This is a genomic window from Brooklawnia sp. (genome assembly GCF_032229645.1).
In the GTDB taxonomy this organism is placed as follows: Bacteria; Actinomycetota; Actinomycetes; order Propionibacteriales; family Propionibacteriaceae; genus Brooklawnia.
Map to the genome: position 1 here is coordinate 1 of NZ_JAVTWX010000145.1, position 23061 is coordinate 23061.

Below are 23061 nucleotides of genomic sequence, written 5' to 3' on the forward strand. Positions count from 1 at the left end.
GAGCTTGGCCGCCAGGTGTTGTCGACTCTGGTCAGGGCCATCAACGGCGAGGAACCCGCAGATCCGGTATTGCTTCCGGCGCGTCTGATCGTCCGAGAGTCGACCGCACCGCCCCGGAACTGATACCGAATCGAGACCTTATCCGCGGGCGGCGCGGTTGCTCTTCCGGGGCAGAAATGTTAGCGTTCTCAGCACGGGTGAGAACGCTAACATCCAAGAGTTCATGACATAGCAGTCACAACAAGATTCGATGAGGAAGAGAACTCATGAACATTCGCCACAACTTCCGCCGGCGTGCGGCGACCTTTGCGGCCGCTCTCGCAGCAGGCGCCATCGCACTTACCGGATGCTCCGGCTCCGGGGCCGGCGGGTCCGGCGGCGCGGGAGGCGGCTCGGCAGACGCATCGGACATCACCGTCGGCGTTGCGATGCCGACGCAAACCTCCGAGCGCTGGATCGCTGACGGCAACGCAGTCAAGGAAGGTCTGGAGGCGGCCGGTTACAAGGTCGATCTTCAGTTCGCCAATGACGATATCCCGACCCAGACCCAGCAGATCGACCAAATGATCACCAACGGCGCAGACATCCTGGTCGTCGCCGCGATCGATGGCACGGCGCTGTCCAGCCAGCTGGACGCCGCAGGCGCCGCGAACATCCCGGTCGTCTCCTACGACCGCCTGATCCGCGACAACGAGAACGTCGACTTCTACGTCTCGTTCGACAACTACAAGGTCGGCGTTGCCCAGGGCACCGCACTGCTCTACGGCATGGGCCTCACCGATAGGGACGGCAAGGAGCTTGCGGATCGTCCGAAGGGCCCGATGAACATCGAGTTGTTCGCCGGCTCGCCCGATGACAACAACGCGAACTTCTTCTTCAGTGGCGCGATGGACACGCTCAAGCCGTTCATCGACGATGGCACCCTGGTCGTGAAGTCCGGGCAGACCGCCTTCGACACCGTCGCCACGCTGCGCTGGTCGCAGGAAGCCGCACAGAAGCGCATGGAAGACCTGATCACCTCGACCTACGGTGGCGGATCCGAGAAGCTCGCCGGTGTGCTGTCTCCGTTCGACGGCATCTCCCGCGGCATCATCACCGCATTGCAGGGTGCGGGCTACGGCCCGTCGCTGGCTGACGGCCTGCCGGTTGTGACCGGTCAGGACGCCGAGATCGCTTCGGTCAAGCTCATCGCCGATGGCGTTCAGCAGTCCACCATCTTCAAGGACACCCGCAAGCTGGCCGCCCAGGCAGTCACGGTCGTCAGCGCGATCGCGGCCGGCGAAGAGCCCGAGGCCAACGACACCACCACGTATGACAACGGCGTGAAGGTCGTTCCCTCGTACCTGCTTGAGGTGACAACCATCTTCAAGGACAACATCCAAGACGAGATCATCGCTTCGGGTTACTACACCGAGGACGAAGTCAAGTCTGGCGTTGCCAACTGATAGTTCCAGCTGATTGACAGGTAGGGGCGCGGGTCTCGGAACTCGTCCGGCAGCCGCGCCCCTGCCATGCCAGTCCACTCATTGCATGAGAACGGAAAGACATGACGTCAACAATCTTGGAGATGCGCGACATCAACAAGGACTTCTCCGGGGTGAAGGTGCTCAAGCACGTCAACCTGGACGTCCGCGCGGGTGAAATTCACGCAATCTGCGGGGAGAACGGCGCTGGCAAGTCAACCCTGATGAAGGTTCTCTCCGGTGTCTACCCGCACGGCGACTACGAGGGCTCAATCTCCTTCGAAGGCGAGGAAGTCAGCTTCGGCTCGATCAAGGATTCAGAAGCCAAGGGCATCGCGATCATCCACCAGGAACTCGCGCTCGTCCCCTACCTGTCCATTGCGGAGAACCTCTTCCTGGGTACGGACAAGCCCAAGAAGAACGGCCTGATCGACTGGAATGCCGTCAACAGCAAGGCGGAAGAAGTGCTGGCCGGAGTGGGCCTGCACGAGAACGTGACCACGCGCATCAATCAGATCGGCGTCGGCAAGCAGCAGATGGTCGAGATCGGCAAGGCGATGGCCAAGGACACCCGCCTGCTCATTCTCGACGAACCAACCGCGGCCCTCAACGACAACGACTCCGAGGTATTGCTGGATCTCGTCCGAGGCCTGCGCGACAGTGGCGTGTCGATCATCATCATCTCGCACAAGCTCAATGAGATCGCCGCTGTCGCCGACCGGACGACTATTCTGCGCGACGGACAGACCATCGAAACACTCGACATGGCCGATCCGTCCACAACCCAGAACAAGATCATTTCCCTGATGGTGGGCCGGGAACTGTCCCAGCGCTACCCCGAACGCACGAGCCACATCGGCGGAGAATTCCTCCGCATCGAAGACTGGACCGTCCTGCACCCCACCCAGGACCGCGTCATCATCAAGGACGCATCGTTCAATGTCCGGCACGGCGAAGTCATCGGCATCGCCGGTCTGATGGGTGCCGGACGAACCGAACTCGCGATGAGTCTGTTCGGGCGCAGCTATGGGCGCTACCAATCCGGACGGATCTTCAAAGACGGCGCCGAGATCCATACCCGGACGGTGAAAGAGGCCATCGGGCACGGCATGGCCTATGCGACCGAGGACCGCAAGGTCTACGGACTCAATCTGATCGACGACATCCGTCACAACATCGCGATGGCCGGCAAGAAGAAGATCTCGAGATCCGGGTTCGTGAATGGCAATGAAGAACTCGCCGTGGCCGAGAAATACCGCGCGCAGATGAATATCCGCGCCAACTCAGTGATGCAGATCGTCGGCTCGCTGTCGGGCGGCAATCAGCAGAAGGTCGTTCTCGCCAAGTGGCTGTTCACCGACGCTGATGTGCTGATCCTGGACGAGCCCACCCGCGGCATCGATGTCGGCGCGAAATATGAGATCTACACACTGATCAATTCCATGGTCGACGCCGGCAAGGCGGTGATCGTCATCTCCTCCGAGTTGGAAGAGGTGATGGGCATCTGCGACCGCATCTATACCCTCGCCTACGGGCGTATCACCGGCGAATTCCCAATCGCCGACGCAAATCAGGAGAAGCTCATGGAGTTCATGACCATCGAGCCGGCCAAGGAGCCTGTGAAATGAGTGAAAAAGTCAACCTGAAGGAAATGCTGTCGAAGAACGTACAGCAGAGCGGCATTCTGCTGGCCTTCGTCGTCATCGTCGTCCTCTTCTCGGTAATGAACCCCTCATTCCTCAGCCCGGGCAATATCACAAATATCGTTCTGCAGTATTCCTACGTGTTGGTGCTGGCGACCGGCATGCTCTTCGTCATCGTGCTGGGTCAGATCGATCTGTCGGTCGGGTCGGTTGTGGCCGTGACAGGCGCCCTGTCGGCGGTGCTGGTGATCAAGATGGGCATGCCGTGGTGGGTGGGCATCCTTGCCGCCATCGTCTTCGGCCTGATCATCGGAGCCTGGCAAGGGTTCTGGGTGGCGTTCGTCGGCATTCCCGGCTTCATCGTCACGCTGGCCGGCATGCTGCTTTTCCGTGGCCTGACCTACCAGATCCTGCAGAACGTCTCACTGTCGCCTTTCCCGAAGACCTACTACAACGTCGCGAACGGCTTCCTCAACGGATTGCTCGGCGGTAACGGATTCGACCTCTTCACACTGCTCATCTTCGCCATCGGCGTGATCGGATTCGCATACTCGCAGTGGCGCACCCGCCAGGCCCGCGTGCACTACAACCAGAACGTCGAGGCGATATGGATCTTCGTGGCGAAGATCGTTCTGATCGGCGCCATCGTGATGTGGTTCGGCAACCAGCTGGCGCATTCCCGCGGCCTGCCGATCGTCCTCATTCTGCTGGCTGTGCTGGTGCTGATCTACGGCATACTGGCCGGATCGACCACCTTCGGACGTGACGTCTACGCCATCGGCGGCAACAAGACAGCTGCTGCCCTGTCGGGCATCAACGTCAAGATGGTGTCGTTCTGGACCTACGTCAACATGGGCTTCCTCGCTGCCGTCGCCGGCGTCATCTACTCGGCGCGTATGAACGGCGCTCAGCCCGGTGCGGGCAACATGTTCGAACTGGACGCGATCGCGGCCTGCTTCATCGGTGGCGCCTCGACCACGGGCGGTATCGGCAAGATCTCCGGCGCCCTCATCGGCGGTTTGATCATGGCGGTGCTCTCGAACGGTATGCAGCTGATGGGTGCGTCCACGTCGACGCAGCAGATCGTCAAGGGCTTGGTGCTGCTGGTCGCGGTCGCCTTCGACGTCTACAACAAGCGTCGTGCCGGCGGCCAGTAAGCCACCCGCTCCGAAGAGACTGACGGCTTCGCTGATCTAGAGGCCCGATCGGCAAATGAAGACCGGCGATCCGGGATCGCCGGTCTTCATTTGCACCATCGTCCGGGTGATCCCATCGCCGATCACGACATGATGATCCTGTCCACGAAGACCAGCAATATCGCGGCGAAGATCGCCCACGGTATCGCGGAACGACATGGCCAGCAATCTCGCGATGGATTTCCTCAGACAACCGGCCGGTGGTCGCTTCCCGGTCACCGGTCTGCCCCGATGGGCCCAAGAAGCAGTGGTATCCCGAGATCCCGGCCGGATATGCGGACATGCTGCGAAACAACCTGCACGTCTTGGAATCGTTCGGCGTCCATCTGACCGATTCAGCACAGTTGTGCGGCACCGTTGTGCGGAACCGCGCTTGCCGCCTTCGAGGCGGCCGGTGGTGGGGCGGGAGCCGCCAACACGCTTGAGTGCTCGCCAGATGCCAGATCGACAGCGATTTCGAGGCCGACGAGGCATCTGGGGAGCAATGAAGCGCGTTCGAGGCGATCAGCCGGCGATGCCGCAGACCGACAGCACGATGCCCGCACCAATCGACGGGTGCGGGCATCGTGCGTGCGATAGGCCGGTTCGCTATGCGCTGTTGGCCATCCGGCGCGCTGCACGCAGGCCGAAGACGGACGCCGGCGCGATCGTCGAGCCCGGACCTGGATAGGTGTGGCCCATCACCGAGGCGGTCGTATTGCCGGCCGCGAACAGACCCTCGATCACCGAGCCGTCCTCACGAAGCACTCGGGCATCGACATCGGTGACCAAGCCGCCCTTGGTGCCGAGATCACCGGCGACCACCTTGTATGCCGTGAACGGGCCGCGTTCCAGCGGCGCCAGACAGGGGTTGGGACGCACGGTCGGGTCGCCGTAATAGCGGTCGTAGGCCGAGTCGCCCTTGCCGAAGTCCTGGTCCCTGCCGGTGCGGGCGAAACCGTTGAACGTGTTAACGGTGGCCCGCAGGGTTGCCGGGTTCACGCCGATCTTGCCCGCCAATTGGTCCAGGGTCTTTGCCTTGTGCAGCAGTCCCTTCTCACTCATGCCCTTCATCAGACCCGGTTGAATCGAGAAGGTGCGGAAGTAACGGAGGTTATAGACACCGTCGGTGATCATCCAGTAGTCGCCGCCACGGTCATGATCGTTCATGTGGTGACCCAGGTCGATGTACGACTCGGCCTCATTCGCGAACCGTTTGCCCTGACCATCGACCATCAGCATGTGCGGCAGCGAACGCTCCCCCACCAAGAATCCGCCAACCGGACCATCGTGGGCAGGCGCAAGCGAAGCGCCCCACCAAGCATCGTCCATGTAGTCGACGGCCGCGCCGATCTCCTGCGCGAACTCAATGGGCCCGCCGAGATTGCCGGGGCTGCCGGAGGTATATCCCGTGACGTTCTGGTACTTGCGGCGCCATTCCTGATTCGCCTCGAATCCGCCGGCACCCAGCATGACGCCACGTCGAGCGTTCAGTACTCGTTCTCCCTCAGGGCCGCGCACGCGGACGCCGACGACCCGGTCGTCGTCGCTCACCAGGCTGACGGCCGGGGTCGACAGCAGCAGCGGAACCCGCGCCTCGACCAGCACCGCGTGGGCGAACTGGGCGGCCAGTGCGCCACCGAGGCCGACCAGCTTCTTGCCCGTGACGAGCCCGCCGAGCGTGCGGAAGACGAACTGCGCACCACGGACGAACCCGCCCGGCGTCGACCATGCGCGCCCGAGCAACCAGACATCGTTGGTGCGCACCGGCAACGGCACCACGCCCCGCTGGGTGGCGGCCAACTCCCCGATCTTCTTGATATCGAAGTTCTTACCCTCAATGGCCCGTCCGATCTTTCCGCCGGGCAGTTCTGGGTAGTAGTCGGGATAGTCGGGGTCACGCATGAACTCCATGCCGTGCCGCTCGGCGGTCGACACGAAATCGTCGACGCTGTCGATGAACGCTTCGATGCGCTCTCTCGATGAGGCCGGGCCCGGTTCGCCGATAGTCTCCAGCATGTATTGGAGAGCTTCCTCCCTGGAGTCCCCGGCACCCTCGCGCTTCATAAGCGGATTGTTGGGCATCCACAGTCCGCCGCCCGACATCGAGGTATTGCCGCCCCAATGGTCGGTGCTTTCCACCATGATGACGCTCAGCCCCTCGTCCACGGCACCGAGCGCGGTCGCGAAGGCTGCGGCACCACTCCCGACGACCACGACATCGTAGGTCTCGTCACCAGTTCCAGACATCGCAAACCTCCCCATTGTTGTTGCCCGGTTGGATACCCCAAGGAAGGCCTGGTGCAATCGAGCTTGCTCGAACTATCGAGGCCGACGCGGAGGTAACAGGCGCGACGCGCCAAGTACCGGATGATGCTGTCCGGTTCAATTATAGTTGCGCCGGTGAGCACCCGAGGGCTACCGAATTCACCCAGAGCAAACCGCGGACCGGCAGCGGCTGCCGAGAACCGCAGCGCGGTGCTGCGTTCGGCCCGCCGCTTGTTCGCCGAGCACGGTCTGCACGTTCCGCTGACGGCCATCGCCCAGGACGCCGGCGTCGGACAGGGTGTGCTGTACCGGCATTTCCCGACACGGATGGATCTGGCGCTCGCGGTCTTCGACGAGAATCTGGACCATATCGAAGAGGTCGCCGCCCAAGCGACTGCCGCCTCGTCCGACTCGTCCGCAACCGATCCGTTCACCACTGTCTGGCAGGAGTTACTCACGCTCAGTCTTGCCGACATCGCATTCGTGGAGATTGCGGTGCAAGCCGTCCGCAACGACCGTGCCCTGGCAGCCAATGGCCGGCTCCGGAGGGTCGTCACACCGTTGCTGGACGAGGCTCGCGCGCGCGGGAGCATCGACTCCCGGCTGAGTGTCGCCGATTTCTTCTTGGCCCTGCGCGCATCGTATGGCGTAGTCAGTACGGCAATGGACGCTGCTGCTGCACGCGCCGACATCGACGATTTGATGACCCGGCTCGGCCTGCCCGGATTGCCCGAGCGGCATTGATCCTTACAGATCCGCGAACTCGTCGCAGACCTTGACCAGTTCGGAGGCGATCAGCGGTTCGAAGGCCGAGTGGCCGGCCAGAACCACGCGCAGATCCGCCTCCGGTAGCGCCTGTTTGAGGTCGTAAGCGGAGTCCACCGGGCAGCACATGTCGTATCTTCCCTGCACGATCGCCGTCGGTATGCCGGCCAGGCGAGGGGCATCGCGGATCAGTTGACCCTCGGCGACGAACCCGTGGTTGACGAAGTAGTGGTTCTCGATCCTGGCGAATGCCAACGAGTAATCGGGGTCGGTGAACTCCGTCACATGCTGCTCATCGAAGACCAACGAGGTGGTTGCCGCCTCCCAGGTCGACCATGCGACCGCGGCGGGACCGTGAACCATCGGATCAGGGTCCCAGAGCAGATCGAAGTAGGCTGAAATGTTGTCACGCGAGAAGTCGTGTCCGGCCCTGCGTAACGGCTCGCAGTACTTCTGCCAAAGTTCCGGGAAGACCTTCGCGGCGCCTCCGTTGTAGTACCAGTCGAGTTCCGACTGGCGCAGCGTGAAGATTCCCCGTAGCACCAACTCACTGACCGCGTGCGGATGTCGCTCCGCATACGCCAACGCCAGGAACGATCCCCAGGAGCCACCGAAGACCTGCCACCTTTCGACACCCAGCTCGGTCCTGACGTGCTCGAGATCGGCAATCAGAGCGTCCGTGTTGTTGACCATCATCTCGCCGGGCGTACTGGCCTTGGCAACATGGGGAGTCGAGGCGCCACAGCCCCGTTGATCCAGGACGATGATCCGGTAGTGGCCGGGATCGAAGAACCGTCGCCGCTCGGTGCCGCCTCCGCCACCGGGACCACCGTGCAGGAATACCACCGGCTTGCCGGACGGGCTGCCGCACTGCTCGACATAGAGGCGCTGACCATCCCCGACGTCGATCATGCGGACGTCATACGGCTCGATCTCCGGATAGAGCATCCGTGTCGGAGCGAGCTGAAGCTCGTGGGTTGCAGCAGTCATGGCACGATCCTAGGCTTTGCTCGTGGCTACCGAATCTGCCGGGGCTTCCCCCAAATCGCTGAGTTGCGACACCCTTGAGATCACAGGCATCGTGCGATTGGAGCCACTGTCGTGGACACATCTTCCGGGACTGCGTCGAGCATGCGAGGGTGCGCGAGAACCAGTTCCTCATTCGCTTGCCGATGTTCCGACACCGGACACCGTTGAGGGCTTTATTGAGCACAGTCTCAAACGAGCCGAGAGCGGGCAGTATCTGCCTTTCGCGCACGTCGATCCGGTCGCCGGCCGAGTTCTCGGTCACACCGCATATCTGTCACCGCGCTGGTTCTCGGACGGCAGGTTGCTCGCGGTTGAAGTGGGTAGTTCCTGGCTGGCACCGCAGGCTCGCGGAACCGCGGTGAACTCTGCGTCCAAGCTCGCGATGTTCGCCCACGCTTTCGAGGTGTGGCAGGTTGCCCGCGTGGACATCAAGACCGATGCCCGAAACGAGCGGGCGAGGGCCGGCATTGCCGCAGTAGGCGGACGATTCGAGGGAGTGCTTCGGGCTTGGCAGCCGTCGGCCGCCGATGGCGAAGAAGGCCGGACGAGGGACACTGCCATGTATTCGATCACCGCTGACGAATGGCCGATCGTGGAGCAGAGTCTGCAGGACAGGATCACGCGCAAGCTGCTTTAGGACCCTCCAGAGAATTACCGCGTCTGCCAGACGTACTCACCGTCAATGAGGCGGCACTCGATCCAGGCGCCTTCGCGCGACCTGGTGACATCTCCCTCGGTCAGCCAGGTGCACGCGTCGCCCGGGGCCGGCGCAGACGGATCTGGCAGCGAAGACTGTGGTGCGGCTCCGGACGACGGGCCGCCGACGGGGATGCTCGGCGGCGGGGATCCCGCTGCGGTCCAGATCGCGATGGGGACGGCGACGGCCGCAACGATCGTCGCCGCGGGGATAATCCGCGTCCGGCGGCGCATCCCGCCTCGCGCTGAAGGGGACAGCTGCGCGCCGGGCATGGTCTCGGCGGCGGCACGCTCGATGGCGTTCGGCCGCTCGACCGTGGCTGACCGGAGGGCCGGGGCCTGGTCGCCAATAATGTGATCGAGGACCACGATGGGCTCACCTTCGCGATCACAGGGAAGCGGAGCGCGAACCGCACCCCGCAGCAGGTCACGAACCTCCCCGACATCCGAGGGCCGCAGGAGCGGGTCGTCTGCCGTGAGGCGCGCGATCGTCTTCGCGAGCGCCGGATCGCTGACAAGCTCCAGCGCATCGGCGGTCGTCCCGTCTTCGTGGCCCAAGATGAGAGCGACCGCCAGCCTGCCGAGGGCATACAGATCGTGCGCGGGCTCGGGTGACGCGTGTCCGCTGAGTACCTCAGGCGGCAGGTAGCCGGGGGTGCCGATGACGGTTCCCGCCATTGTCAGGCGCGCGTCGGTGAATGAAATCGCGATCCCGAAGTCGGTCAGCGCAAGGTCGAGGGGCCCTGCCCCCGTAGCGCGCAACAGCACGTTGGCTGGTTTCAAGTCGCGGTGCACGATGCCGGCCGCATGCACTTCGCCGAGAGCGCTAAGCAGTTGGTCGAGGACTGTCGTGACCGTCGTATCGCTGAGCGGACCGTAGTCCCCGACAAGGGCGCCCAGGGATCCGCCGGTGATGAGTTCGAAGGCGATCAGGGCCGTGCCGTCATCGGCTACCCAGCCATAGGGGGCGACCAGGTGGTCGCCGATCGGGCGCACCGACTGCTCGCGGGCGAAGCGGAGGATCTGTCCCGCGTCGCGCTGGCGTAACACCTTCGCGGCGCATTCGAGGCCCAGCTGGTGATCGAATGCGCGCCACACGGTGCTGCTGCCCCCGCTGGCGATCGGCTCAAGGAGCTCCCAGCGGCCCCCGATCAGGTCCATCTGCCGGGTCTCTCAACGCACCCGGCGGATGGCCGCGTCAAGCGCCGACGCAAACGTCTCCGCGCCGCGCTGGTGTGCGTTCTCGGCAAGCGCCACGAGATCGGCTCGTGCGACGTTGGCCGCCAGCCAGTCCACTGCGATCTGCCGGTCGGGCTGGGTCATGGTCGTTGAAGTGCGCAGCACAGGAGTCGAAGAAGCCAGCGAGTCCAGGATCACGGCGATCGCCTTCTCGTCGCCGGCTATGACCGCTGGATCGGCGAGGCATTCCTCGAGTCGCACGATGCGCGCAATCACTGCGGGGTTGGAGATCTTGACTCGCTTTCCGCTGACCAGCTGGCTCACCATGGGAGCGCTCAGGCCCAAGGTTGCGGCGAGTGCGCCCTGCGAGAGCCTGTAGGCCGCCCGCAGGTCGGCGAATCTCGATGCCCAGGTGGCACCGTAAAGCCTGGTCTGCGGGTCCATTTCTTCGCCGTCCAACACACGCTCCAAGTTTGCAACTGCGAACCGCCATCTGGTAATTTGCAGTTGCAATCTTATTGGAGGAGGAGTCAGATGTCACGCCAGTTCCTACCGAGGCTCACGCGACTGGTCGCCGCCAGTGCGCTGCTGACGGCCGGGCTCGCCGGGTTTTCAGCTACAGCCCAGGCAGATCCGGCCAGCGACCAGGCCATGACCCCCACGATGATGATTCTTGACGCTTCGGGGTCGATGAAGGCCGATGACGCGCCCGGGCTCCGAATCGATGCAGCGAAGAAGGCCGTCCGGGAGCTGGTTTCAGGTCTCCCGAAGAATGCCGAGGTGGGCCTGATTGCCTACGGCACCAGCACGGGTAGTACCGACGCCGAGAAGGCGGCAGGGTGTACGGACGTCAAGACTCTGGTCCCGGTAGGGCCGATCGACGAGGCTAGCTTCCTATCCACCGTCGACGGGATCAATGCCTCGGGCTACACCCCGATCGGTGCGGCGCTGCGACAGGCAGCACGCGAGCTGCCGCAGGAAGGACCCCGCTCGATCGTGCTGGTGAGCGACGGAATTGACACCTGCGCTCCGCCTCCGCCCTGCGATGTGGCGAAAGAGATCGCTGGCGATGGCTTGGATCTTGTCGTCCATGCGGTGGGCTTCAAGGTGGATGCGCAAGCCCGGGCGGATCTGGAGTGTATCGCCGAAGTCACCGGTGGCAGCTATGCGGACGCCGAAAACGCCGCGCAGCTCGATGAGGTCCTGACGCAGAAGGTGCAGTTCGCGCTGCAGGGCTACGATCTGGTCGGAACCCCGGTCACAGGCGCGGATTCCCGCAACGCCGCCGACATCCCGCTGCTCACACCGGGGCAGTACGTGGACACGTTGCCTCCCATGGCCGCCAAGGCCACCGCCGATCGCTACTACCGCATCGATCCCCCTGCGGGCTGGGTGCCCCATGTCGCGGCCACGGGGGTCGTCGACATCAATGCCACTATGAATAGATCCGGAAGCACCACGACCCTTGCCGTCGCCGCAATCACCCCGGACGGCGACCAATGTGAGCGCGACTCCGACTTCAAGATGTACATTGACCAGGTAAACAAGCCCGTCACCGCGTCGATTCTCCCGGACTGCAAGGGCGAGACCCTCATAAAGGTCAGCCGGGAAGACGGGCTGTACTATGCGGAGCCGATGTCCGTCGAGATCCTCGTCAGGTATGAGCCACCATCGGATACCTCCCACGTTGCCGAGCGTGAGGAACGGGAAGTTCCCAACCCTCCGGCAATCGGCGATAGCCGGGTTCCGGTGACCGGTGGGCTCTCGTTCAATTCGGCCACCGAAATCAGTGCTGGGCAGACCTATGCGGGCACGATTACACAGGGCGAGTTCCTCTACTTCAAAGTCCCGATGACCTGGGGACAGCAGATGGCGTTCCGATTCCGTCAAGGTGACGTGGTGGGCATGGATCACTCCACCGACCTCCAGAACTTCTACGTGGAGCTCTATGACCCCATGCGCAATCAGATCGAGTATGCCTCCGAGACCTGGTACGCGCCCGGCAGCAGCAGCGAGAGCCCCGATGTTCGCGGCGGTACCTCTGAGGTGCTCCGGGCCACCTCGGGGAAAGTGAATCTGGATGGCTTCTACTACTTCACGGTGAATACCTGGAATTCGGGAGGTGGCGTGGGCGAGGTGGTGCAGGACTTCGCCTTTGCCATCGAGACCCCCGGCGAGACAGAGGAAGGGCCGATCTACCTGCCCGGCGACGCGAAGCCAACCGAGGCTGCCACCGCATCGCCGACGCCGGAACCCGAGGCCCCGACCGGCGGCAACAGCCCGAGCTGGGTGCTGCCCGCTGTCGGCGGAGCCGCGGTGTCGGCGGTGGTCTTCGGTGGCGCCTTGCTCCTGATCCTCAAGCGCGCCAGACCCACTTCCTGAGAGCTGACCAAAAAGAGGACCCCCGGGCTTGCTCGGGGGTCCTCTTTTCGTTGGCCTGCCTCACAGTGCCCTCGATGGGACTCGAACCCATACTGGAGCGGGTTTAAGCCGCCTGCCTCTGCCGTTGGGCTACGAGGGCTCTCTCACCGGGCAAGCAGATAGCCCCGGCCATCGCGCAAGATCGACAAGACGATGCCATCGAGAATATCGGATTCGCTCGCCTGCAGATCTGCGGGAACCCGCTTGGCGACTTCGGCCACCACCAGCGCGCCACCGCACAGCACCTTCGCGCGTTCCGGCGCCACCGGGCCCAGCGCCAGCACCTCGTCCACCGTCATGCCGAGCAGCTTCTCCGCCAGAACGGCGGTCTCGGCGGCCGTCATGGATGCCCCGTGTACTCGCTCCCGCTCGTACTGCCGCAACCCCAGATGCAGCGCCACCATGGTTGTCACGGTGCCCGCCACGCCGATGAAGGTCGCGGCGTCACCCAGCTCCACCGGGCATTCGTCCAGCATCCGGTTGACTTCAGCCCGCGCCTGCGCGATCTGGTCGGCGGTCGGCGGGTCGGAATGCAGATACCGCTCGCGCACCCGCCGCGAGCCGATGTTCAGGCTGACCGCCTGCGAAATCGCTCCGGACGCGGCGCCGCTTACCAGTTCGGTGGACCCGCCACCGGAATCCATCACCAGCACCGGCTCGCCGCTCAGCCGGCCGCCAGCCAAGGCGCCGACGAACGACAGCTGAGCCTCCTCGTCCCCGCTGATCAGCTCGGGTTCGATGCCCAGCCGCGATCGCACGCCGGCGAAGAAGACCTCGCGATTGGACGCATCCCTGGCCGCAGACGTGGCGACGAACCGCGCCTTCGTGCACCCCGATTCTTCGATCATCGGCAAATACTCATCGACGATCGTCCAGCCGCGTTCCATCGCCTCGTCGGCGAAGCGGCCGGTGGCGTCCACGCGCTGTCCGAGGCCGGCAAACCGCAGTTGGCGGGTCACCTCGACCAGTCGTCCTTGCTCGTCCATCGTCGCGATGAACAGCCGCAAGGTGTTGGTGCCGCAATCCAAGGCGGCCACTGTCTCAGTCATCGCTCACCCTCTCCTTGCTTGCTGGCGCTACCGCTGGGCAAAAATCGCCCATCAGCGCCAAAGTCTCGTCCCCGATCGGATTCACCCCGGGCCCGGACGCCAGCGCGTGCGCCACCAGCGCATGCAGGCACTTCACCCGCGTCGGCATACCGCCGGCACTGAAGCCCGCGATCTCCGGCACGTCGTCGCCCGACTCACGAGCCAGCTGCTCCCGATCTGCCAGATATGCCTCATGCGCGGTCTGATAGCGCACCGCCAAATCGGCGTCGGTGGTCAACCGGGCCGTCATCTCGGCCATGATCCCGGACGCCTCGAGACGCGACGCGGCCAGCACTGCGTTCGGGCAGATCAGGTAGTAGGTGGTCGGGAAGGGCGGGCCGCCGGGCAGCCGCGGATAGGTCGCCAGCACTCCGGGATGCCCGCCCGGACAGCGGTACGCGACCCCTGCGACACCGCGCATCGGGCGTCCCAGCTGGGCCCGCGCGAACTCGGCGTCCGCTTCGGTGAACGTCTGATAGCTCGGCATCTAGACTACGGTCCTTCGGCTGGTTCGGCTGTCACGACCGGTCCTGACGCGCCCTCGTCGACCGGCTCGGGATCGTCCGCGGTGGCGACGCTGCCCCAGACCCTATCCCACCAGGTCTTCGCGTATTCGCCCTCGGGCAACTGCGCCGAGCCGATCTGGCTACCACCTGCGTATGGCTCATTGTTGGGCCCGACGACCTGGAAACCGGTCTCGCCCGGCACCACCCAACCGAGTCGCTCACGCGCCTGTGTCTTGACGTACTCCGGATCCTTCCAGCGCTTGATCTCGTCGGTCAGATCGGAGATCGACTGCTGATGCTCGGCGATCTGCTGCTTCGCCTCGGCCATCTCATACTGCTGGTTGAAGTAGACCCGCAACGTGGTCGCGTAGCTGATCAGCAGGACGACCATGACCAGGAACAAGATGATCGCACGCTGCGTGACCCGCAGACCGTTGCGCAGCCGCAGCACAACTCCGCTCGCGAGATGCTGTGCTGGGCCACCGCCGGCCGTCGACGCCTGCTGCGAGTCTGCAGAACCGGACGCAGCGGAGCCGGCATGAGTCTTGGGGGACGACCCGTTGCCCCGCTGCGCCGGACGCGAGGCCGTTCGCACGCTGGGGGTGTCGGCGGCGCTCGAGCGTCTACCCGGACGCGACGCCGCCCGGCGATCTGCCTTGCCAGATTCCACTCGCCACTCCTCCGTATACCTACCAACCTGTTGCCCAGCCCACAGCTTTGACGATCTGGGGCCGAGCCGCTGATTCCGCTGGTTCCACGAGGAATCCAAGACCGATGTTACCCAGTGTCCCAGGACTCCAGCGTGCTTGAGTGCTCCCCAGATGCCCCATTTGGGATCAGATGCCCGCCTGGAAGCAATCCAGGGAGCACTGAAGCGCGTCGCCGGCGTGAAAGAAGGCGTGAAAGAAGGCGGCTTCCGCGTATCACACGCAGAAGCCGCCTCTCAGCCTGAATCAGGCTCAGCCATCGCTCAACTCATCAAGAGCAGGCACTCACCACTTCTCGGGGTCGAAGCGGGGGAAGGCCGAAACGCCGGCGTAAACCGCGGCCTCGTCCAGCTCCTGCTCGATGCGGATCAACTGGTTGTACTTCGCGACGCGCTCGCCGCGAGCCGGAGCACCCGACTTGATCTGGCCACAGCCGAGCGCCACGGCCAGGTCGGCGATGGTGGTGTCCTCGGTCTCACCGGAGCGGTGGCTCATCATGGAACGGTAGCCGCTGCGGTGCGCCAAGGTGACGGCGTCGATGGTCTCGGTCAGCGAACCGATCTGGTTCACCTTGACCAGCAGGGCGTTCGCCGCGCCATCGTCGATGCCACGCTGCAGACGCTCGACATTGGTCACGAACAGGTCGTCGCCGACCAGCTGCACCTTGTCGCCGAGGCGCTCGGTGATGACAGCCCAGCCCTCCCAGTCCTCTTCGTTCAGCGGATCCTCAATGGAGACCAGCGGGTAATCGGCAACCAGCTGCTCGTAGTACTCGATCATCTCGGCCGACGACTTCTTGGCGCCCTCGAAGAGGTACTTGTCGTCTTCGAAGAATTCGCTGGCGGCCACGTCGAGCGCCAGTGCGACATCCTTGCCGGGCTTGTAGCCGGCGGCCTTGATGGCGTCCTCGATGAGGTCGAGGGCCTCGCGGTTGGAGTCGAGGCTCGGGGCGAAACCACCCTCATCACCAAGACCGGTGGCGAGCTTGCGCTCCTTGAGCACCGACTTCAGCGCCTGGTAGACCTCTGCACCCATGCGCATGGCCTGGACGAAGCTCTCCGCACCGATGGGGGCGATCATGAACTCCTGGATGTCAACGTTGGAGTCGGCATGCGCGCCGCCGTTGAGAATGTTCATCATGGGGACGGGCAGCAGGTTGACCGTCGGGCCGCCGATGTACTTGTAGAGCGGCAACTCGGCCGACTCGGCAGCAGCGCGAGCCACGGCCAGCGAGACACCGAGGATGGCGTTCGCGCCCAACTTCGACTTGTTGGCGGTGCCATCCAGGGCGATCATGACATCGTCCAAGCCGCGCTGATCGGTGGCGTCCCAGCCGACGACCTCTTTGTAGATGATCTCGTTGACGTTGTCAACGGCCTTCTGCACGCCCTTGCCGCCGTAGTAGGACTTGTCACCATCGCGCAGTTCGGCGGCCTCGAAGGCGCCGGTGGATGCACCCGACGGGACGGCCGCGACGGCGAACGAGCCGTCGTCCAGCAAGGCCTCTACCTCAACGGTGGGGTTGCCACGCGAATCAAGAATTTCGCGGGCCTCGATGTATTCGATAAGTGCCACGGGTGTCTACCCTTTCGTTCACAGATGGATTCTTTGGTCCGGTTCTAAGGACCGTCAGGCCCTAAGCCTAACGGCTGGATCACCGTTCTGACCCGCCCATTCACAACTCACTTTCATGTACCTGGTCCTCCAGCGCGCGCAGCGCGCCTCGGGCCGCCTGATCGGGGTCAACGCCGCAGGCCTGCGCCCGCTGGACGAGCGCAATGATCTGCTGCCCGACCTCGTCAGCGCTGATCGGGTCGTCCGCCATCGCGACATCAAGGTGCATCGCCCGACTTCTGGAGACCACCTTCATGGTCCTGGCGAGTGCGCTCAACGAATCGGGGACCCCCTCCAGCACGCTGCTTCGCTGCTTCTCGGCCTGTTTGGCCCGCTCCCAGGCTCCGTCGAGATCATCCGGGTCGTCTTCGCCGCCGAAAACCCAAGGGTGCCGGGCGACAAGCTTGTCGCAGATGCCACGCGCGATGTCCTCGATGTCGAAACGATTCTGGGTGCGCGCGATCTCGGCGTGAAAATAGACCTGCATCAGCAGATCCCCGAGTTCTTCGCGCAGGTCGGCATCCGAGACCGGCTCGGTCTCGATCGCATCGGTGACTTCCGCGGCTTCCTCGATGAGGTGCTTGACCAGACTCCGGTGCGTTTGCTGGGCGTCCCACGGGCATTCGGCACGCAGGCGCCGCATCACCTCGGCCAGCCGCAGCAGCTCGCTCAAGACTTCGCGAGGTCCGATAGCGATCCCGAACCGGTCGGACTGAGCTTGGCCTGATCCCAGCTGCCATAGCGCGGATTGAGTTCCACCGTGTACGAATCGAAGTAGGTATCCGACTGCGAACCCAGACTGGACGCGATCAGGTCGCTGCGAACGATCCCCACCGCTGCCTCAGCGCAGCGGTCGTCGGTGAGCAGAGCACTCAGCCCGCGCTGTTCCATGTAATCGCGTATCTGGCTGTCAGAGGGAGCCCCGGCACCCATCAGGGCGGCCTGTTGGCTGCTCATCTCGCCTAGCACCGCCCACACGAGCAGCTGCGGGCGCAATTCGTTGGGGCTCAGCGCCAGCTGGGGATCGTCCCGCAGCGCCACCGAGCAACCTTCGGAGAACGACGTAACCCGGGAATCGGGGATGGCGACCCCGTTGACCAGTGCCGCAGTTCCGGACGCCGGGGAGCACGCCGTCAGGGCTGCCACTCCGAAGATCCCCAGCGCCGCTCCCACCAGGAGCTTCTTTGAAGAATTCACGAAACCGAGTGTACCGAGAGATCACGCCGATGGATCGCAGCCGAACCCTGGATCCGCCGATTTCCACCCATCGGCGGATCCAGGCTACTGCGCGATCTTCGGAGAGTCCCTCGTACCCACGCTGAAGATGGCGACCACCTGCGCTGCCCACTGCATCAGGTCGGCCCCTTCGACCGGCACGCTGGGCACCCCGCGGGTACGCGGACGAGGAACCAGGGCCACATTCGACTGGGCCTTGATGAGCGTGCCCGGATGCACCCGCTGCAGCCGCAGCTGACGCGATTCTGGAAGATCGGCGACCGGGGCGAATCGGATGAAATTGCCCTGGGTCATCACCTCGGTCAGCCCGGCCTCCCGGCAGGCCAGCCGGAAGCGGGCCACGTCGAGCAATGCCTCGGTGGGTGCGGGCAGCGGGCCGTAGCGATCGAGCAGTTCGGCGCGCACCTGGGCGATGTCGTCCAGGTCACGCACCTCGGCCAGCCGCCGATACATCTCCAGGCGTAGCCGCTCCGATTCGACGTAGTCAGTGGGCAGATGCGCGTCCACCGGCAACTCAATGCGCATCTCGGCGGTTTCCTCGCCGGCCTGCTCGCCGCGGTACTCGGCGATCGCCTCGCCGACCATCCGGATGTACAGGTCGAAACCGACATCGGCGATATGTCCGGATTGCTCGTCGCCCAGCAGGTTGCCGGCACCGCGGATTTCCAGGTCCTTCATGGCGATGGCCATGCCGGCACCCAAGTCGTTGTTGGCTGCCAGCGCTGACAACCGGTCGTGCGCGGTCTCGGTCAGCGGCTTCTCCGGCGGATACAAGAAGTAGGCGTAGCCGCGCTCACGGCTTCGTCCGACCCGGCCCCGCAACTGGTGCAGCTGCGACAGACCCATCCGGTCGGCCCGGTCGACGATCAGCGTGTTCGCAGTCGCCACGTCGATACCGGCCTCCACGATGGTCGTGCAGACCAGCACGTCGATGCGCCGCTCCCAGAAGTCGAGCATCACCTTTTCGAGGGCCCGTTCGCCCATCTTGCCGTGCGCGGTGACGATGGTCGCCTCGGGCACCGCCTGGCGCAGCTCGCCGGCGACCTTCTCGATGTCCTGCACTCGATTGTGCACGTAGAAGACCTGGCCTTCACGAGCCAATTCGCGTCGGATCGCCGCTGCGACCTGGCCGTGATCGTAGGGGCCGGCGAAGGTCAGCACCGGATGGCGCTCCTCGGGTGGGGTCGCGATGGTCGACATCTCGCGGATACCGGTGACCGCCATCTCCAGCGTCCTGGGGATCGGGGTGGCGCTCATCGACAACACATCGACGTTGACCCGCATCTTCTTCAGGGCCTCCTTGTGCTCGACACCGAAGCGCTGCTCCTCGTCAACGATGACCAGGCCGAGGTCCTTGAACTTGACCGAGTCGCTGAGCAGCCGGTGAGTGCCGATCACCACGTCCACGCGCCCGGACGCCAGCCCCTCGATCGTCTTCTTGGTTTCCGCAGCCGACTGAAAGCGGCTCAGCGAGGCCACGCTGATCGGGAAGCCGGCGTAGCGGTCGGCGAAGGTCTGGGCGTGCTGCTGGACGAGCAGCGTGGTCGGCACCAGGATGGCCACCTGCTTGCCGTCCTGGACCGCCTTGAACGCGGCGCGCACCGCGATCTCGGTCTTGCCGTAGCCGACGTCGCCGCAGACCAGCCGGTCCATCGGGATGAGCTGTTCCATGTCGCGCTTGACGTCGTTGATGCACGACAGCTGATCGGGGGTCTCGGTGAAGCTGAACGAGTCCTCCAGTTCACGCTGCCACGGAGTGTCCGGGCCGAAGGCATGTCCCTTGGTGGCCTGCCGGGCGGCGTAGAGCTTGATCAGACCGGACGCTATCTCGCGAACGGCCTTGCGGGCGCGCGACTTGCGGGCCTTCCAGTCGGCACCGCCCATCTTGTCGAGCTGCGGGGCCTCGCCGCCGACATAGCGGGAGATCTCGTCCAGCTGATCCATCGGCACATAGAGCCGGTCGCCCGGCTGACCACGCTTGGACGGCGCATATTCGACGACCAGGTATTCGCGGGTGGCGCCGGCGACGGTGCGGGTGACCATCTCGACATAGCGTCCGACGCCGTGCTGCTGATGCACCAGCGGATCGCCCGGTTTGAGCTCCAGCGGGACGATCTGATTGCGCCGCTTGGCGGGCATCTTGCGGGCTGCCCGTTCGGCCGTGGTGGCCGCACCGGTGATATCGCCCGACGTGTGAACGACCAGTCTGATGCGCGGAGCCCGCCAGCCATTACGCATGCCGCTACGGAAGATCCGGACGACCGGAGCAGGCTCGGGGATCTCGTCCAGGTCGTCGAGGATCGTCGAGGCGAGGTCGTTGTCGCCCAGCAGTTCGGCCATCCGCTTGGCCTGGCCGGAGCCCTCGACGCTCAGCAGCACCCGCCAGCCATCGGCCACGTCCTGGGTGATTTGGCGCGCGAAGCCCTCGACATCTCCGTGCCAGCTGGGTGTGTCGACCAGGTTCAGTTGCTCGCCGATCTCGACATCCGGGTCCGCGACGAACGGCGACAGCGCCCACCAGCTCTGGCCACGCTCCAACGCATGCGAACGAACGTCGGCCAGCTGCTGGTAGGCACTGGCACCCAGGTCGATCGGGGCGCGCCCACCAGAAGCCGCCGCCGCCCAGCCGGCGTGCAGGAACTCCTGGCTGGTGCGCACCAGGTCTTCGGCGCGGGTGCGGACCAGTTCGGGATCATTGACCAGGATCAGGGTGTTGGCCGGCAGCACATCGATCAGCAGTTCGAGTTCGTCCACCAGGGCGGGGATGAGGGCTTCCATGCCCTCCGCAGCCTGACCCTCGGCGATCTTCTCGAGCATCTCCGCGAGTTCTGGATGATCGCCGATCAGGCTCGTCGCGCGGGCGCGGACCTTCTTGGTGATCAGCAGCTCACGGCAGGGGGCTGCGATGATCTCGTCCACGGATTCATCGGTCGAGCGCTGGTCGGCGACGTGAAAGAAGGTGATGGTGTCGATCTCATCGCCGAAGAAGTCGATGCGGACCGGATGGTCCTCGGTCGGCGGGAAGATGTCGACGATGCCGCCGCGCAGCGCGAACTCGCCGCGGCGTTCGACCAGGTCAACCCGTTGATATGCCGCGGCCACCAGGTCGGCGGCCAGCTGACCGATCTCGTATTCGTCGCCCGTGGTGAGAGTGACCGGACGCAGATCTGCCAGGTGGGCAACTTGGGGTTGCAGCATCGAGCGGACGGGAGCGACGACCACCTTGGGTTTGGGGTGCTCGCCCTTGCCTATGATCCCCCGCAGTACGGCCAACCGGCGTCCGACCGTGTCGGAGCGGGGGCTGAGCCGCTCGTGCGGCAGGGTTTCCCAGGCTGGGTAGTAGACGGCCTGGTCGTCCCCGAGCAGCGACTGCAGCACCGAGGTGAGTTGTTCTGCCTCGCGGAATGTCGACGTGACGACCAAGACCGGGCGCCCGGTGGTGTCGGCCAGCGTCGAGATCAGGGCCGGACGACCGGCGGCCGTGCAATTGAGTTCAGCGGACGACAGCCCCGCCTTGGCGTCGCTGATGACCTCGGCGACGCTGCGATCAGCGGCCAGCGATGCGAAAAGCCCCCGGAAACTCACCGGTCCAGGTTAGTTGGGTTCACCAAAGTCTCGCGCTTGCGTCCTCGTCGTGTAGCTCAGGAGCCCACGACGGGCCGCAGCCCTACACGATCTGGGCCTACGGTTGCCTTGGCGATGCCGCCCGCGTTCTAGCTGTTGAACTTGTTCTGGGTGGCCGTCAAGCCCTCACAGATCAGCGTCTCGCAGGCATCGGCAGCCCGCTGCACCTCGGCCGCCAGGTCTTCGCGCATGGACGAGGGGAAGGTGGCGAGCACATGGTCGGCGGCGGCATGGTGGCCGGTTGGTCGTCCGACACCGAAGCGGACGCGGTAGAAGTCGCCGGTGTGCAGGTGCGCCCGCACCGACTTCAGGCCGTTGTGCCCGTTGTCACCGCCGCCCCGCTTGATGCGCAGCTGCCCGAACTCCAGGTCGATCTCGTCATGGACGATGATCACGTGATCGACCGGCACCTTATAGAAGGACGCCAGTTTGCCGACCGCCTGCCCTGATTCGTTCATGAAGGTCCGCGGCTTGACCAGCACCAGCTTGTCGCCGGGTGGCGATCCCACTCCGGCGGATGAGATGACGGTCTCAGCCACCGAAGCACGCATTCCCCGCGGCGCGGAAAAGCTCGCCCGGGCACGCCGGGCGAGCTCATCCGCGATCATGAAACCGACATTGTGCCGGGTGCGCTCATAGTCCGGGCCGGGGTTGCCCAGCCCTACGAGCAGCCAGGTGCTCACGCCTCGGAGTCACCCTCGGCGGCCTCGGTATCCGCGGTGGCGGCCCCTTCAGCCTCGCCGGCATCGAGCATCTCATCGACCGATGCAGCGGCATTGATGCTGAGGACCAGCGCCTCGGCATCGTCATCGAGCGTGACGTCGTCGGGAAGCACGATGTCGCCGACGAGGATCTGGGCACCGACCTCCAGACCGGCGATGGAGACCTCGACGTGGGCCGGAATGTTGGTGGCCTCAGCCTTGACAGTGATCTCGGTGCGCTCGGTGTTGACCAGCACGGCGCCCTCCGGCTCGCCGGTCACCACGACTGGGATCTGGACAGTGACGTGCTCGCCGCGGAAGACCATCAGCAGATCGACGTGCTCGATGTGGTTGCTCACCGGATGACGCTGAATCTGCTTCGGCAGAGCCAGATGCTCAGTGCCGTCGGGCAGCGCAATACTCAGCAAAGCGTTGGCCTGGCGCAGGGCCAGCATCGACTCGTGGCCGGGCAGGGTGACGTGTACCGGTTCGTGGCCGTTGGCGTAAAGGACGGCGGGAATCTTATCCGCGCGGCGAATCCGACGGGCAGCGCCCTTGCCGAACTCAGCACGGGCTTCCGCGGTCAGCGGGATGGTATCGACCATGTGGAACTCCTCAACTCCAATTTGTGAACTCATGGGCTCAGCGGGAGGAGGAATGCGGCATCGAATGCCGCCAACCAGTCGATCACGGGTTTGCAATCGCTTGCCCCTCGCCAAGTAGCGTCCTGATCCTACCCTGCCGAGCAGAGTTGCTGCGAATCGAGATGTCCGTCCACCTGGCCGAAGTGAAGCGGCCCCTCCCAGCAGCTACCGAAATGCCCGGGCCCAGTCCCAGCAGCTACCGAAATGCCCGGGCCAAGTCCCAGCAGCTACCGAAATGCCCGGGCCAAGTCCCAGCAGCTACCGAAATGCCCGGGCCCAGTCCCAGCAGCTACCGAAATGCC

19 protein-coding genes and 1 tRNA gene are annotated in these 23061 nt (G+C 64.5%); 6 read left to right on the forward strand and 14 right to left on the reverse strand.

The genetic code is table 11. The features are described 5' to 3' along the window. Window positions 1-266: 266 nt before the first annotated feature. From chvE to mmsB, 3 genes are all read left to right on the forward strand, one after another. A complete protein-coding gene (gene chvE / locus AAFP05_RS12025) occupies window positions 267-1445 on the forward strand; it encodes a multiple monosaccharide ABC transporter substrate-binding protein (RefSeq protein WP_341730112.1) in 1179 nt (392 codons plus the stop codon). A gap of 101 nt (window positions 1446-1546) precedes the next feature. Then, a complete protein-coding gene (locus tag AAFP05_RS12030; protein WP_341730113.1) occupies window positions 1547-3091 on the forward strand; it encodes an ATP-binding cassette domain-containing protein in 1545 nt (514 codons plus the stop codon). Further along, entirely contained in the window at window positions 3088-4263 is a 1176-nt protein-coding gene (mmsB, locus tag AAFP05_RS12035; RefSeq protein WP_341730114.1) for a multiple monosaccharide ABC transporter permease, read from the forward strand. The genes AAFP05_RS12030 and mmsB overlap by 4 nt, the downstream gene beginning before the upstream one ends. A 627-nt stretch (window positions 4264-4890) precedes the next feature. Here mmsB and AAFP05_RS12040 read toward each other — a convergent pair. Then, complete coding sequence (locus AAFP05_RS12040; protein ID WP_341730115.1) at window positions 4891-6531, reverse strand: FAD-binding protein; 1641 nt, start codon at window positions 6529-6531, stop codon at window positions 4891-4893. Window positions 6532-6684: 153 nt separating this feature from the next. Here AAFP05_RS12040 and AAFP05_RS12045 point away from each other — a divergent pair, with 153 nt between their 5' ends. Then, the gene (locus AAFP05_RS12045) at window positions 6685-7293 is read left to right on the forward strand and encodes a helix-turn-helix domain-containing protein (RefSeq protein WP_341730116.1); all 609 of its coding nucleotides are present in this window, start codon (window positions 6685-6687) and stop codon (window positions 7291-7293) included. 3 nt (window positions 7294-7296) lie between these two features. On the opposite strand, the gene pip is transcribed toward AAFP05_RS12045, so the two are convergent. Further along, window positions 7297-8304, reverse strand: coding sequence for a prolyl aminopeptidase (gene pip, locus AAFP05_RS12050; RefSeq protein ID WP_341730117.1), 1008 nt, complete (start codon window positions 8302-8304; stop codon window positions 7297-7299). A 22-nt stretch (window positions 8305-8326) separates the two neighbouring features. On the opposite strand from pip, the gene AAFP05_RS12055 reads away from it, so the two are divergent. After that, a complete protein-coding gene (locus AAFP05_RS12055; protein ID WP_341730118.1) occupies window positions 8327-8980 on the forward strand; it encodes a GNAT family protein in 654 nt (217 codons plus the stop codon). 14 nt (window positions 8981-8994) lie between these two features. Here AAFP05_RS12055 and AAFP05_RS12060 read toward each other — a convergent pair whose 3' ends face one another. Together AAFP05_RS12060 and AAFP05_RS12065 are read right to left on the reverse strand one after the other, a co-directional pair. Next, window positions 8995-10200 carry a serine/threonine-protein kinase gene (locus tag AAFP05_RS12060; RefSeq protein ID WP_341730119.1) on the reverse strand — a complete coding sequence of 402 codons (1206 nt, stop codon included), beginning with the start codon at window positions 10198-10200 and terminating at the stop codon, window positions 8995-8997. Window positions 10201-10212: 12 nt separating this feature from the next. Then, entirely contained in the window at window positions 10213-10677 is a 465-nt protein-coding gene (locus tag AAFP05_RS12065) for a helix-turn-helix transcriptional regulator (RefSeq protein ID WP_341730120.1), read from the reverse strand. Window positions 10678-10752: 75 nt separating this feature from the next. On the opposite strand from AAFP05_RS12065, the gene AAFP05_RS12070 reads away from it, so the two are divergent. Beyond that, window positions 10753-12600: a VWA domain-containing protein gene (locus tag AAFP05_RS12070; RefSeq protein ID WP_341730121.1), complete on the forward strand. Its 1848-nt coding sequence runs from the start codon at window positions 10753-10755 to the stop codon at window positions 12598-12600. Between the two features lie 66 nt (window positions 12601-12666). Here the strand turns inward: AAFP05_RS12070 and AAFP05_RS12075 are convergent. The 10 genes from AAFP05_RS12075 to AAFP05_RS12120 all read right to left on the reverse strand — a co-directional run bounded on the left by AAFP05_RS12075 (window position 12667) and on the right by AAFP05_RS12120 (window position 22753). Further along, window positions 12667-12739, reverse strand: a tRNA-Leu gene (locus AAFP05_RS12075). Window positions 12740-12743: 4 nt separating this feature from the next. Then, complete coding sequence (locus AAFP05_RS12080) at window positions 12744-13688, reverse strand: exopolyphosphatase (protein WP_341730122.1); 945 nt, start codon at window positions 13686-13688, stop codon at window positions 12744-12746. Continuing rightward, on the reverse strand, window positions 13681-14214 hold the full coding sequence (locus tag AAFP05_RS12085; protein ID WP_341730123.1) for a DUF501 domain-containing protein: 534 nt from the start codon (window positions 14212-14214) through the stop codon (window positions 13681-13683). The genes AAFP05_RS12080 and AAFP05_RS12085 overlap by 8 nt, the downstream gene beginning before the upstream one ends. 5 nt (window positions 14215-14219) lie before the next feature. After that, on the reverse strand, window positions 14220-14903 hold the full coding sequence (locus AAFP05_RS12090) for a septum formation initiator family protein (RefSeq protein WP_341730124.1): 684 nt from the start codon (window positions 14901-14903) through the stop codon (window positions 14220-14222). 322 nt (window positions 14904-15225) lie between these two features. Continuing rightward, entirely contained in the window at window positions 15226-16515 is a 1290-nt protein-coding gene (gene eno, locus AAFP05_RS12095) for a phosphopyruvate hydratase (RefSeq protein ID WP_341730125.1), read from the reverse strand. Between the two features lie 100 nt (window positions 16516-16615). Beyond that, window positions 16616-17197 carry a MazG family protein gene (locus tag AAFP05_RS12100; RefSeq protein ID WP_341730132.1) on the reverse strand — a complete coding sequence of 194 codons (582 nt, stop codon included), beginning with the start codon at window positions 17195-17197 and terminating at the stop codon, window positions 16616-16618. A gap of 26 nt (window positions 17198-17223) precedes the next feature. After that, window positions 17224-17751: a hypothetical protein gene (locus AAFP05_RS12105; RefSeq protein ID WP_341730126.1), complete on the reverse strand. Its 528-nt coding sequence runs from the start codon at window positions 17749-17751 to the stop codon at window positions 17224-17226. An 84-nt stretch (window positions 17752-17835) separates the two neighbouring features. Next, window positions 17836-21375 (reverse strand): transcription-repair coupling factor, encoded by a 3540-nt coding sequence (gene mfd, locus AAFP05_RS12110; protein ID WP_341730127.1) that lies wholly within the window; start codon window positions 21373-21375, stop codon window positions 17836-17838. 128 nt (window positions 21376-21503) lie between these two features. Then, on the reverse strand, window positions 21504-22097 hold the full coding sequence (gene pth, locus AAFP05_RS12115; RefSeq protein ID WP_341730128.1) for an aminoacyl-tRNA hydrolase: 594 nt from the start codon (window positions 22095-22097) through the stop codon (window positions 21504-21506). Then, complete coding sequence (locus AAFP05_RS12120) at window positions 22094-22753, reverse strand: 50S ribosomal protein L25/general stress protein Ctc (protein WP_341730129.1); 660 nt, start codon at window positions 22751-22753, stop codon at window positions 22094-22096. Before AAFP05_RS12120 ends, pth begins: the two co-directional genes overlap by 4 nt. Window positions 22754-23061: the final 308 nt, after the last annotated feature.

Coding starts and splice junctions, on each gene's coding strand:
- chvE (WP_341730112.1), top strand. CDS start 267: ATGAACATTCGCCACAACTTCCGCCGGCGTGCGGCGACCTTTGCGGCC.
- AAFP05_RS12030 (WP_341730113.1), top strand. CDS start 1,547: ATGACGTCAACAATCTTGGAGATGCGCGACATCAACAAGGACTTCTCC.
- mmsB (WP_341730114.1), top strand. CDS start 3,088: ATGAGTGAAAAAGTCAACCTGAAGGAAATGCTGTCGAAGAACGTACAG.
- AAFP05_RS12040 (WP_341730115.1), bottom strand. CDS start 6,531: ATGTCTGGAACTGGTGACGAGACCTACGATGTCGTGGTCGTCGGGAGT.
- pip (WP_341730117.1), bottom strand. CDS start 8,304: ATGACTGCTGCAACCCACGAGCTTCAGCTCGCTCCGACACGGATGCTC.
- AAFP05_RS12060 (WP_341730119.1), bottom strand. CDS start 10,200: ATGGACCTGATCGGGGGCCGCTGGGAGCTCCTTGAGCCGATCGCCAGC.
- AAFP05_RS12070 (WP_341730121.1), top strand. CDS start 10,753: ATGTCACGCCAGTTCCTACCGAGGCTCACGCGACTGGTCGCCGCCAGT.
- AAFP05_RS12080 (WP_341730122.1), bottom strand. CDS start 13,688: ATGACTGAGACAGTGGCCGCCTTGGATTGCGGCACCAACACCTTGCGG.
- AAFP05_RS12085 (WP_341730123.1), bottom strand. CDS start 14,214: ATGCCGAGCTATCAGACGTTCACCGAAGCGGACGCCGAGTTCGCGCGG.
- AAFP05_RS12100 (WP_341730132.1), bottom strand. CDS start 17,197: ATGCGGCGCCTGCGTGCCGAATGCCCGTGGGACGCCCAGCAAACGCAC.
- AAFP05_RS12120 (WP_341730129.1), bottom strand. CDS start 22,753: ATGAGTTCACAAATTGGAGTTGAGGAGTTCCACATGGTCGATACCATC.